Origin of the sequence: Bradyrhizobium sp. SBR1B (genome assembly GCF_014198205.1) — a bacterium.
Taxonomy (GTDB): Bacteria; Pseudomonadota; Alphaproteobacteria; order Rhizobiales; family Xanthobacteraceae; genus Bradyrhizobium.
In genome coordinates, this window is sequence record NZ_JACIHC010000010.1 from 42,711 (window position 1) to 55,550 (window position 12,840).

The window sequence follows — 12,840 nt, forward strand, 5'->3', positions numbered from 1 at the left end:
CCGACTGAGCGGCTCTCAGCACAACCGCGCTGTTAACGGCCGCTCGACGCGTCCCAACACCATAAGAATGGTGTGCGGTCATGGACGGCTATTCCATCGCCCCCCCCAGAACCGCGCCGCAGCAAATGGAAAATCATCCCCGTCGCTGTTCCGCATTGAAGCAGTGACAGGACCTCTGACTGCCTTCAGAGCACCAAGGGGACAAGTTTCAGAAATGGTAATTTACGCCCAGCCGGATCGTATGAAACTGCTGTTTGACGGACAGTGCTGGTCTCACTACAGCGTCAAGGGCACCGGTCGGCCCGTCGCCACCTGTCTGCACTCGATCTGTTATCGACACAGGCAGAGCAACGTCTCGTTTCCCGAAATCGAAGTAGTCGTATTCCAGCTTGGCCGACCAGCCAGGTATGAAGGCATATTCGACGCCTGCACCTAGTGTGCCACCGAAAATCGTTTGCGTCGTCCCGCCATTGATGGCACCGGTCGCTGAAAAGCCCGCCCCCGAACTAGATGCAATAGCGATCGATTGATTGATGCCGATGCTGGAATGGGCCCAGGCTGCGCCGCCCTTGAGATACAGTAAGCCACGATCGCCCACGATAACGCCGACACGGCCGGTAATGTCGGCGATCCATTTATTTTCGTAAGTGCAGTTCACGACAACGAAGCAATCGGAGCGTCCCTTGATGCCGCTCCACAAGAAATCGCCTTCAAATCCGTACAGTATGATTCCGGACTGAAAGTTGTAACCGGCTTGAATGCCACCAATGAAGCCGTTGAGCTGCACCTGCGGCAGCGGTACATTGAAATCCACGTTGCCGCCGGCTAGCTGATTTACCGTCTGATTGACAGGAGCGCCAACAAACGTATTTCCGACGGCGAGGTCTGTTTGGTTTGTTCCCCAACCGGATCCGACACTGCCGCCGATATAAGCTCCAGTCCATTGGAAAACTCGATCCGGGTATTTGAGAATCGGTGGAGGGGCGAAATCAGCAGCCATTCCTCCGCTTGCCAAGGCAAGCGTCACGAACACACTAAGACCCGCGGTCGAAAGTGTCTTAATAGACTTCATCTAGAGCTCCTCCTGCGAACAACGCAAAATATTGTCTCACCTGAGGACGACCTCTCCCGGACCAAGACAACAGCTAAGCTGGATAGTTCGATCACGCTCTCAGTTCACCTCTCGAACTTGGTAGGGAGCCGTGCGTCGCGACGTAGATGCCCTGAGAGAAGTCGCCCCCCTTTTTCGAGCTGACTTTACATGCCCTCAAATTGCGAGGTGATCGCATCGATTTTGCTGTGGTTGCCGCGACGCTCGGCTGTTCTTACCCGCGGTGGTGGCTTCGAGGGTGGTCTTGCCACCGGAGTTGGAGGCGAGCAGATTGGTATCGCGCTTCGAGGCGAGCTCCATCGCAGAAGTTTGCCTGCCCCAGCTCTCGAGAGCGAGCTACCTGCGGCCGTCGGGCGCACGCACTAGCGTCCAGCTATCGCGTTGCTGCATTGACCGCCGCGCGATAGAAGTGCTGCGTGAAGCGCGCCTGGTCGACGCCAGACCCGATCCAGAGGAAATCCCGCGCTCATTTATGGTCGCACTTTCCTGCAACACAGCCGGCCTTTGCAGCGGCAAACGCTTCTGCGTCCGAGGTGCCATGTCAGTTCGGTCGAAGGGGCAATCAGCCGCCCTGTCAGTTCTGGTAGGTGGTAGTTGGAACCTAATGCGTTAGAGTATCCGCCCGTTTCTCTCGGCCGGTGAGCAGACGATGGACGAACGTCGTATCCCAATGCTCCGCCAGATGATTGAAGATCAAATCGAAGCCGTGGCGGCAGCCATTTGCGAGGGGAATAGTGTGCTGGAAGCGGTGCTTCGTCTGGAATGGCTTACACGCGAGCTCGTGCGCGCCTCGCACGGGCCGCTCGGGTTCAGCGACCGGAGCGTGGGCGACCAGATGTGGTATCACTACAGATGGGCCTGCCCCCAACCCCATAAGCTCTAGCCAGCCAAAGCCCGTGTTCCCCACGGGACAGCTTAGCGCGCGGTCGGATTTGGCGTGCGCAAAACGATAAAACTAAAAGTCCTTCAGTACAAAGGCTAGCGACCGGATCCTGCCCTGTGCGCGGTTCTCCACGTGGCGTCACCAATGGAATAGGGCGCACGATCTGCGGGGACGCGCGGCCCTCTTTCGGTGAGAGCGCGTGGCGTCCGGGGCGATGCGATGGTTTAGCGGCGCCGCGCTGACTCGCCAATCATCACCCCGTCCAAGGGCCTGCCAATGAACACCCCACCGACCCGGTCTTCGCCGGGCTGGCCGAGGGATTGCGACGCGCACCATCGGCCGAGCCGAACAACAATACTGCCACCACTGCCGACGTGGCCGATATGATTGCGGCGCCGCTAGGCCAGTGATGATTCAGCAACTTCGCACGGCCAAGGCCGCCGAGCGCACTGCCGACGCGACCGAACGGCTCGCGAATTCCATCGAGACGCTTGTCGCGCTGTTCACATCCTGCGCCGGACGCAACCATTACGAGCAATCAGGGAGAAAAGGAAGGCCCCCTGTTTGTCTTCATGTACTTGCGTCGCCGCGGGTAGCGACGATGACCTCGTCGGTGAATCCCGATTCTTCGACGTAGTACTCCACTCGCGGATTTCGAGGTCTTGGATAGTCTTCTCAACGGATAGCCTCCACCGCGTTCTGTCCAAGTTTACGCCGCCGACAAAATTGGCTCTCTCGTTGCGTTGCGTCTGTCAGTCTTGTTTATGCAACGTGCGCACGCGTTTGATGGTGTCTCCCATCTCGTTAGAGATCGGTCGGAGAGAAAGGACTAGCCAATTCAGGTCATTGCGCCACGGCGTTCTCGATGAATGTGCACACCGTCAGCTTCTTCCGCTGTTTTGAGGCTGGCGGTGGAGTTAGCGGCGCGTGGTAGGAACAGCGCTCAACGTCGTGCGCCGAGTTACGTGCCCGCTAACTTCAACCATGGTATTAAGGGATGCACATTGTCGAGCGACGCATCGCGTCCCTGGGCTCCCGGGCGCTTGCCGCCAGTCAGGCCCGCGTGGCCGATCAGTCTTTGAGCCTACCAAATCGCAAGGTCGCGACGTTCGATGCAGAGGAAGCCCAGGAAGTCCTTGGCCAACTCGATTGCGTGAGGCTGCTCTCGGGCCTTAGGAGCACGGAAATTCGCAACGCGCAGAAGCGCGCTTCTAGGCGCAAGGCGAAGCGGTGAAGGTTAAGTCGACCTTGGCTATCTTCTCCTGGGCGGCTGGAAGCATAGGGAGCGATTCCATGCGGCCTTACCTCGTGCACGTTTTGCAAGGTGAACGCATCATGCCTCAGCCCGGGCGGTTGTGGCTGCGCGATAATCCTTGTCGCAGTTGAGTGATCCCCGCTTGGTTCTTAAAGTCCTCTCACCGTCGACAGTGCGATCTATTGATATCTCGTCGACTGGAGCCGACGAAGAGATTCGCAAAACGGCAAGCGGCGCCGTCCTGTCGCCAAGCGGACAGCCGGATGAGAGTTTGCCGATCGCGCAGAATGTCCTGATCTCGTCAACTTTTCGAAAGGTTGCAGCTGCGACAATGGAGAATGTTGTCTTGCCAGACGATCTGCTACCGGCCGTACGGATTGCTGCATTGCCAATACAAACATGAGGAGAGCAGGATGGATCCGGTTGACCCATTCTTCGATTCAGGAGCCTGGATGCGAGAGTACGCTGCCCTGCAGGGGCGAGCTGGGCAGGCGTGAGGCTAACGAGCAGGGCGAATTTGAAACGCGGTTGGAGGGGTTGAGCCTCGATCCTTCTGATGAAGCCAGATCACTTCGCCTGATCAGGCTGTTGCCGCACGCGGACGACAAGTCCGGCGGGATGAGCTAGGTGGGTCGATGCGGGTGCCGCCGCACTCCGCTTTCGGGAGAGTTCGAGAGGCGGGATGCGCCAGAGCGTAGACATTCCCCGCTCTCAGCTTCCCGCTTTCGGCGCAAGTGCCACCGTCCAGTTTGCGCGATGATCTGTTCAGCAGCGCACGCTATACCCTGCCGGATGCGGAGCCTGCCGCCTCGACTAAGAGCGGAAAAGGCCGCGGATTGTGGTCACGCTTCAAGTCGGGGATCGGCAAGGCTCTTAGCGGGAGCGGCAGTGAAAAGTCCTCGCGCGAGGTGGGGCAATCTGACGTCTTTTCGACGGATCTACGAATTGACTACGCCAGGCAGCCAGGCCGGACGCGCGGGGTCCCTGCCGCGGATGAGGAGCTCATCGAAAATTTCAGAAACAAGGCGTCGGGGCAACCTTAGCGATGGGACCATCAAGCATGCGGCTGCCGATTTGCGCCATTTGAGCGCGCGCCTAAGCACGGCCGGCAGGCGGATCGAATTCACCGGGAATCAGAAAATGCGCAGCTGGAAAATCCGGAATTGGAAAATCATCAGCTAAAAGCTGAGCTCGATGAGGACGTTGACACCTACGCAAAAGACCGCGCAAGACGCATCAAAGCCGCTTTGAAGAAGGTTCGTGAAGTAAGCGCCCGAAACAGCCTGACGGCCGATTTCCGTCGGCTGGCTCCTCATGCCGAGGACGCAACCCTCATAGCATGTGGGCGGCGGCGGAAAAAGCGGCACACAGGATCGACGCACAGTCGACGACAGGCAAATCGTCGCATGTTCAGGCTGAGTGAGTGGCTGCAGACCAATGACAGGCAGCCGATCGCCGGCGGGCTATCCACCCCTGGCTTCGCCCAAGATGTGGAGAGTACAAGCGCACAACGCGGGACAGCAAGATCAACCCTGATCTGCTAAGGCTTAGCCGTTACCAGCAAATCCTTCAGGCGAATAGGGCGCTCGGATTGCTGCCTCCTCAGCATCCGGGTCATCCGCCGGCGGAAGGTGTTCGGCCGGTTCACTCGCCGCAGGAACTTCCCGCGACGCCGGCCACGCCGAGCGCGGGAGCCTGGGAATGGCTCGGAGAGCAAATGCACGGGCCTGCCTCATGGATGCCAGGGACATACTCGGGGCCACACGCCGCCTCAATCAGCAGCTTCCTGCAACGCCAGCGATACCAAGCAGTGGAGCCTGGGACTGGCTCGGGGAGCAGATCCACGGTCCGGCGTCACCGGCTCCAGCGCCGCACCGGGCAGCCCAGAATGATCCGCCACTCGAACTTCCTGCAACTCCAGCTACCCCAAGCGAGGGCGCATGGCGCTGGCTTGGGCAACAGATGCAAGAGCCGGCATCGCCGTCGTCGATTCGGCCCCGATCGTCGAACATTTATGCCGGCCTCGATGCCTTCGTCGATCTCGACCCGTCAACGCAGTACGACTTGCGTGACGATGCGCACTCTGCACCAGCAGCTGGGCTTGCAGCCGCACCGTCGTTCGCAAGCAGCCGAAGGCGGCTCGCGAGCTACGGGATATCGGCGCAATTGTTGGCACCGACTGGCGCCACGGCTAGCAGGCGGCTTCAGACGTGTTGATCGATGTATTGGGCAATATCGATCTGCTACCAAGCCGGCCGGGGCCAAGTAGGTTTGCGATCAACGGCGAGCTCTATTCGGCTACGTTTGGACCAGGCGGTCGCGGAGATGTTCGCCTGATTCATCAACCGCGCACCGGCGGGACGAACGTGGCCGGCCCATCCCAGCCAGTTCATCGTCCGCCGATCGTAAGCGCAACGCAAGCTGGGGAAGGTGCAGTCGATCTGGGCTATCTTATCCGGGGCGGCTGGGAGCACAGGGAACGGTTCCTGCCCCCTTACCTCGTGCGCGTCTTGGAAGGCCAGCGCATCATGCCGCAGCCCGGGCGGCCGACCTATTTCGAGATCCGTGGAGTGCCTTACAGAGGCGAGTTGGTGGAAAGCGAAGGACGCCAGCGCGTTCGCACTTATCCCGAATCTCGATGAAGAAAGAGCTGCAATTCCAAATGCTAGGCGAGCAGCTCGCGCGAGACGTTCTATCACGCTGCGCTTCTGCACCGATCGATGCAGATCGCAGAAGCGTCGCGTGAATACACGCCTAGCTTGGACAGCGCCGCTGCCCCCATCACTTTCTAGAGCTGCAATCTCCCGAGTTTGGCTCGGAAGCTTCAGGCGACAATCTGCCCTCCCAAGAAAGTGCGCTGTGAACCCCGTCGAAAGGCTGAACTAACTCGCGTTGCTCAACGTTGCTCCTGATAAGCCTGCTCCGCGTCGAATGTGCCCTTGCACCAAAGCGCAACGGGGCGGGTTGATCATCGGCCGTTCCTAACCTCCTCTGCTTCTTCATCGTGAAGCAGTCGCCGAAACTCCTCCGGAGAATACTGCTCTCGATCGAAAGTAAAGCCTTCTGGATTAATGGAGAGTAGAGGTTTAGGTGGTCGTCTGGTCCGTGAAGCGTGTCATGCAAGTCCTTTTCCTGCCGCTGAAGCTCCACAGGGGCAACCGAGATTGGCAAGGAGAGGGTTGATCATCAAGCTCATCCAGCACTCGCCGGAGATCTGTCTGAGGGAGCTATTCTAGAAGCCCCGACTGCAAGGGAGGAGGTCCTCGTCACGAGCATGGCCCAGCTCAGTCGAGAGCAGCGAAGAATAGGGGGTTGAGCTGCCAGCCGGGAATGAGGGCGCTAAGGACCAGCCTCGCCTGAACAATCTGCCCGATCTTCCTTGAGAACTAACGCCAGGCTTTTCCACAATTCCTTAGCCCTGACGGCCCCTCATATCGGACCTAATTGGCTCGTCTGGCGCAGATGCGGTCAAAAAAATCAGAAGGCTCAAGTCCCATGCGTCACGAGAAGGTGGGAGCACAAGCGATCGCGATGATCAGAAGAGTATCAACGTAGATATCAACAGATTCAGCGCGTGCTCATTTTGGGGCGTGTGCGTGATGCTTGTGGGGTTATGAATGTATGATAGTCCAACAGCTGCATATATTCCCGGAGCAAGATGAGCGGTATATGTTCCGGTGATTGCGGTGGTGTCGCGATGCGCAAGCTGGCCTTTAGCCAGGGCGGCATTCACCGCAAACTTGCTCCAGATCGTCTTGCTAGCAACGAGTGAAATCAGATCACTGGGCCGACTGTCAAATGCTCCCTTCGCGTAAAGACGAAGCTCATAGTATCGGCCGATTTTGTTCACGTCCGCCGGAGCTCCCATAATGGAGAGACCACCATAAATGCCGCGAGACGGGGTACCACCTGCGTCGCTCTGCCAGAACTGCCTGTCCGCGGCGAGATAATGAAAATTATTGCTGCTCTCCCGTGGTTGCTTGGGATCCGCGAAACTCGTGTAGCGGCTACTATTCAAACCAACGCCCGCCCGCAGCCAGGTGTCGGGTAACCCTGCAGCTGCTTTGCTCTTGTAGCCGGCTTCATTAACGAGAAGTATCCCCGCATTGGCCGTGCTCCAGTTCAAGCCGATGGGATTCTCCGTTATGTGAGCATAGGCACCATCTGGACTGATTGAGCGCTGAACGGAGGCCTTGTTGTACAAGCGATCGTCAAAATTGTACTTCAAGTTGACCGTCGGCGTCGGCGTAGCATTGGTGCTCATCCCCGCCTGGAATAAGGCAGACATGTTCGATCCTGTAATTCCTCCGAGCAGTGTTCCGGTGAACTCATTTTGGTTTCTGAGATAGCCAAGTTTCAGCTCGACAGCCCGGTCGAAGAAGGTCTGGTAGTAAGCGAGCGTGTTGAGACCCACTCGATTTGGTCCCGGGCGATCCCAAGTCGAGTATTGCTGCTCGATTCCTAGGACAATCTGTCCGTCGGAGATGCCAAATCGGCTGAGATCGTAGGTGACGATCAGAAAGTTTGCCGACGCGAAGGTCGGATTTTGGCCCATGTACAGCTGGTTTGCGATAGGGCTTCTGGCGGCATTCGGCAGCAGGTTGTTTGCAAAGCTGTTGTGCGTCCAGGCGGCGTAACCGATGCCGATATCTGCAAGCGCCGATCTTCCGCCGCCTTTGTCCTGAGCGATCGTATCGGCAGGGCCAGGTATGTTGAACCATACCCCTTTTTCACGCAGATTGTCGTACCTCGCGGAGGGATCGACCGGTTTTTGCGTTCTCGTCTGAGCAGCTCTGTCTGCACCACCGCGCTTTTCGAAAGGCACTCCACGGCTTAGTGCTGGTGCCGGGGCAGGAGGGTTGACCGCAAGGTCGATCCGGAGCTTTTCAGCCCGATCAAAAGCTGTTCGTCCGGTGGCCTGATCCACAGCGGGCGTATTAGGATCAAGCGCGCGCGTGGTTTGTCCCAGTACCGAATTATCGACCTGATAAGCCGCTAGCGAAACCGCCACAAAGAGCCAAGATTGCTTTCTCCTTGGCATTAAAGTGTAAGAATATTCCGCCGCCACGGAGTATCTCCGCGGCAAAGTCTCAAGGAAGGAATCGTGCGGCGCAGTTCTGTTCCATATCTGCAGGCCATGAATTGGTTGCGCGGCGCTCGCATGACCAAGACTAATCTCTCAGTGTGTTTCGCGTCTGAGGGCGAGGTGGATGAGCTAGATCTCGATTGTTCTGACCAGGAGCGCTCACGTTGCAAAGCTGCTAGCCTGCGGAGCGATTATCCCTGTTTATGCATGATGCCGTTATGCCGACAGTCGGCCGCTAGCGTTGGCTCGTCCGAATGAAGGACGGCGGCGCCGTGCCTCGCTGCCAATTGGCGAAAAGGCGCTGTAGATGTCCAACTTGCAACTTGCCCGCCGTTAGTTTGGTGATTCTGGCGTTGAAGCAGGCTTCATGAAGCGCTTGCCTGGCAACGCCGTCCCGTAGAACACAAGACAATCCCAAGTTCGCCACCGAGCCTCTAAATTTGCGTATCCGGAAATCTCAGCACAAGGACTGACCTGCCGGCCAGGACACCGGCAGATTGGGCAAGAGTAGCTTTTGCGTCCACCAGCGAGCAGGTTGCCGGCTCTGTCCGTGCCGTCGTTATTGCAAAATCTGTGTTGCATCCGATCCCTCAAAGGCAAACGGCGTTGGTTGGTCACGCTTGCCACGTATCCGTCGCCTCGAACAACCTGCCGGACTTGGTAGTTGAACGATTGCAATGATAGCTCGTCCAATCGGCCATTGTGGCTCGGCCGCTCAGCCGTTGTGGCTATGTGGTGTGTACCTGATGAAGTTTCTGATGTCCTCAAAGCGCAAAGCGAGGCTGCCTTAGCTAACACACTGCAGTAATCCGCGGACGATTTGCATTGGTGCGATGTTGAGAAAAATTCCGCAAGGTCTTCTGTACAATGAAAATTCTTCACCATCGCCAACTAAGGCCACGACATTGCTCGTCGGAAGCACCTATGTTCGAGAAAGAGTGCAAACTGGGGTTCACTTAAGGGAGTGACATAGAGGGGGAGCCGCAGATGATAGCCAATCGGGAGATCGCCAAGATTTTTAAGTAGACGCTGGCAGCTCATAGAGCGCGTCGGCATCGCGAGCTGTCGGTCCGAAAGAAACCTGCTGGACTAGCATTATGAGCGAGGAACAATGGAGTTGATTGATCGGGTGGCCGATTCGGACTTGCGGCCGCTCTTGCACAGGCGGTCAAGCTGGTCTTTCACGTCGTTATTTGTGCTGCCGCTTCTCCTCGCCGGCTCCTGCGCTTCTGGCGCCTGGCTTTGGGCGAACCTTGAGCAGTTTGTCGAGACGGCGGAAATCCATGGCGACGCCTCAAGGACGAACCCGTTATCAGAAGACAGAGCGCTCCTTTTGGAAATCAAGTGGTGGCAGCAAAAAGCGGACGATGAAATCTTGGAACTCGGCCGGCGCATCAATGCACTGCGTGAAGACCTGAAGGGTATCCAGCATGGGATCACCATGCTGGCCCCGCGAACCGAGTCGTTGCAGAGTGTAACGCCTCAACTTTCTGTGGCTCCCACGCCTCCTCCGCCACCGGGCCGGGCTTTTTCAGGCATCGCCAGGAAACGCTTTGGCCAGTCCAAACCAGAGGGGCCCGTTTCCGTCGGAGGCGCGCCGGTGGTCTTAGGACCGAACAAAGCTGGGCCTTAGGTTGAGACCGCTGCAGGTTGACCAAGGTCCCCCGCTGCGAGGAGAATCGTGCTTCGCAAAGCTGCTCGGTTGCAAAATAACCTAAGCTTGTGCGGGTGTCGGCGCATGCCCGGGATTTTGATGAGGCGCTGACCATGCCGAGAGCGCGCTGGTGCAGCCGGGGCCGTAAGCGCTCAGACGGCTGAGCGCTTACCCGGGGCCTGAGGCCTCACGGTGATTGAGGGGGTGCGCGGGATCCGCGGAGCTCCGCTTTCAATTAGGTCCTGCCGTTGGACCTTAAATGAGTCTAAGCTGCGTTCACGCACCAAAATATCTCATGTCGGTAGGACAACACGCGCATAGCGAGAGCCTAAGTGAGTCGCAGCTGGACCAGGGGCAACCGAATTTGTCTGATGAGCTTGGTGGAGGATGGGAGCGCGGGCCTGCCGCAAAAACGCGTCAGTCACTCGGGGGCGCTGCCCGGACCAGAATGGGAACGATGCGCGCAGCAGCCGCAGTTTACAGGGAACCAAGCGCACAGATGGACGCAAAGCGCGCTCGCTCAGAGCTGTTTGTCGAAGGCAAGGAGGCTATTTTCTCGAAAAAGCCACCGCAATGGCCAAAGCGGAACGCTTCACCGTCTCTGCCTGACAGACTGCAAACATTGCAGAGCTGAAGATCTCTCTAGACGTGTTGCACGCCGCAGCTCTCCTGGAGGGACGACAGACGAACGACCAGAGACCCCGCGAGGCGCTGACAACGTGTAGAAAGATCGTCGTCATTGAGCATTGTCGGTGCAGATGATCATTCGCTGTGTGTTGCTGCCCAGCGATATATTCGCGCACTTCGTATTCTACACCTGAATGTCCGGTTGCCACCTCAATGTCGTAAGTCTGACAGCGGCTGCCGGAGCAACTCCGCACTGACCGCTTTGCGTAAGCAACTCCGTCTCCTCTAACAGGGCGCAGCTGGGATTCTGTGGGTGGCACGGCCGTTGCTAATGATGCAGAGAGACCACCGGGGAACGTGAAGATCGTCGCAAGCGGACTTTATACGGATGAGACCGTCGCGGATTCCAACAGACGGATTGCAAGAGGCGGCTATCGCGGATGCGCAATTCACCGCGCCTCCTACAGCCACGGGCCATGCCGCTGCTCCGTCCCAAATCAGCAAACACGCCCCGGTAATGAAACAAAGCATCAGGACCCGGACGGAGTTGGCGAGAGCCAGAAGTGCAAGAACTCGCGTGAGCTTCAAGAGACGTTTGGGGAAAAGCTGGACGTCATCGGAGTCGGGATCGGTCCGTTGAACCTCAGTCTTGCAGCGCTTATTGAACCTACTCCGCTCCGTGCACTTTTCCTGGAGAAACGAAACACACTTGTCTGGCATCCAGGGCTTGTGCTGCCGAACAGTCGCCTGCAGGTTTCGAGCGACGGCTACCGTATCAGCACGAAGACGACCACATACTTGGCGCGTGCTGTTGTGGTGGGCGTTGGCGTAGAGCCAAAGATCCCCGACTGTGCCAGATCTTTGCCATGTGAAACTGTATACCACGCAGCCGATTATCTAGAGCGGCAGCGACCGCATGCAGCCGAGCATGTGCTTGTTGTGGCAGGTGGTCAGAGCGGAGCTGAGATCATCGAGGACATTCTTACTCGGTCTGCATCCACCCAGATCACGTGGGCAACGTCGCGCTCGAGCTTGTTCTCAATGGACGACAACAGCTTTGTGAATGAGGCTTGCACGCCCGCCTATAGCCGCCGCTTTCACGCGAGAAAATCGCTAGGCGCAATGGTGGTCGGCGTCCCACCGCCGAAATGCACGTCGCTCACCGGCAAAGCGCCCGCCACTTGGGTTGCGACCAAGCCTATCTCATCTCGCAATGCTGTCAAATAGTTGCGAACCGGCCGCTCGCTGCGAGTGAGACCCGTAGGGAAGCCGCAATACCAACAGATAGAGCGACAGAACGGAACGTGGATGTAGAGAGATACACGCTCCTCGGGCGGCAACCGAGACAGCCATGTTGAACAAGGCTTGGCACCGACCATCGCGGAAAATTCCTGGACGGTTGGATAGATAGTGTACCAAGGCAGGCGGGCATCGCAATAGTTGTTAAAAAGAGAGGTCTGCAAGTGCCAATCTTCCAATGTTCGGGCAGGCATAAAGCTGACAGATGCTCTCCCTCATGTCTTTGTGTTAGGTCAAAACTGCCTAGGACTTCTGAGATGCCGTCGCTTGCGATGTTACGCCAACGCGTTTGGGAGGAGGCGCGAAGGAGTGAGAGCCGCTTGTTGAGGGATCAGTGTTTCCGAATTCCCTGAGGCCGAGATTTTGCGTCGAAAACACGCACTTGGAGGTCTTATCAGGAACAGCTGAGCCTACGGACGGGTCTTCAAACCGGCTTTTTTCATGCCGATTTGGTTGCTTAGAGAGTTCGACGCTTACCGTCCTTTGAAGCCGACGTGAGGTGGCCTGCTCCTTGAGAGCGCGAGAAGCAGGAGCACAACGTGACGCAAGGTGCGATTCGAGTCCTTTGGCGCAGCCGACCAAGACAAGTGATCTCTAGTATCGAACACATGAGCCTCAATTCCGCCACGCTGGTTGTCTCATTGCCACAAGCATCATCACGGATGTACTGATGATGTTGGGGCGACCCCAGCGCACTTTCAGCCCAATCGGCGAAGTGCGTCGGGGCGCCTTGGTTCAGCGGTGGCATTCTTGCATGCCCGATGCAACCCGCAGGCCTACAAACGATTTTGGACAGTTTTCTAATGAATACCGAAATCCTTGCCAGATACTTCAGACGCGCCCCTATTCGCGATATTTCTATTCCTCTTTATCAGCTGAATTGTTTTCGCTTTGACATTCCTTTGTAGCTATCGCTCGCTGCCAC

4 protein-coding genes and 2 pseudogenes are annotated in these 12,840 nt (G+C 57.5%); 3 read left to right on the top strand and 3 right to left on the bottom strand.

All coding sequences use genetic code 11. The features are described from left to right. Positions 1-208 precede the first annotated feature (208 nt). Positions 209-1,072 carry an outer membrane protein gene (locus tag GGD61_RS23950; RefSeq protein ID WP_183231242.1) on the bottom strand — a complete coding sequence of 288 codons (864 nt, stop codon included), beginning with the start codon at positions 1,070-1,072 and terminating at the stop codon, positions 209-211. A gap of 688 nt (positions 1,073-1,760) precedes the next feature. On the opposite strand from GGD61_RS23950, the gene GGD61_RS23955 reads away from it, so the two are divergent. After that, the gene (locus GGD61_RS23955; protein ID WP_183231243.1) at positions 1,761-1,994 is read left to right on the top strand and encodes a hypothetical protein; all 234 of its coding nucleotides are present in this window, start codon (positions 1,761-1,763) and stop codon (positions 1,992-1,994) included. Between the two features lie 4,790 nt (positions 1,995-6,784). Here the strand turns inward: GGD61_RS23955 and GGD61_RS23960 are convergent. Next, entirely contained in the window at positions 6,785-8,317 is a 1,533-nt protein-coding gene (locus GGD61_RS23960; protein ID WP_312012716.1) for a carbohydrate porin, read from the bottom strand. Positions 8,318-9,446: 1,129 nt separating this feature from the next. Here GGD61_RS23960 and GGD61_RS23965 point away from each other — a divergent pair. Both GGD61_RS23965 and GGD61_RS41450 read left to right on the top strand, forming a co-directional pair. Further along, positions 9,447-9,968 carry a hypothetical protein gene (locus GGD61_RS23965; RefSeq protein ID WP_183231244.1) on the top strand — a complete coding sequence of 174 codons (522 nt, stop codon included), beginning with the start codon at positions 9,447-9,449 and terminating at the stop codon, positions 9,966-9,968. 1,005 nt (positions 9,969-10,973) lie between these two features. Next, a pseudogene (locus tag GGD61_RS41450) lies at positions 10,974-11,666 on the top strand (SidA/IucD/PvdA family monooxygenase); the annotation flags it as partial. Between the two features lie 50 nt (positions 11,667-11,716). Here the strand turns inward: GGD61_RS41450 and GGD61_RS40605 are convergent. After that, a pseudogene (locus tag GGD61_RS40605) lies at positions 11,717-12,079 on the bottom strand (coproporphyrinogen III oxidase); the annotation flags it as partial. Positions 12,080-12,840: the final 761 nt, after the last annotated feature.

Excerpts from the sequence above, each read along its gene's own strand:
- GGD61_RS23950 (WP_183231242.1), bottom strand. The coding sequence starts at position 1,072 with ATGAAGTCTATTAAGACACTTTCGACCGCGGGTCTTAGTGTGTTCGTG.
- GGD61_RS23955 (WP_183231243.1), top strand. The coding sequence starts at position 1,761 with ATGGACGAACGTCGTATCCCAATGCTCCGCCAGATGATTGAAGATCAA.
- GGD61_RS23965 (WP_183231244.1), top strand. The coding sequence starts at position 9,447 with ATGGAGTTGATTGATCGGGTGGCCGATTCGGACTTGCGGCCGCTCTTG.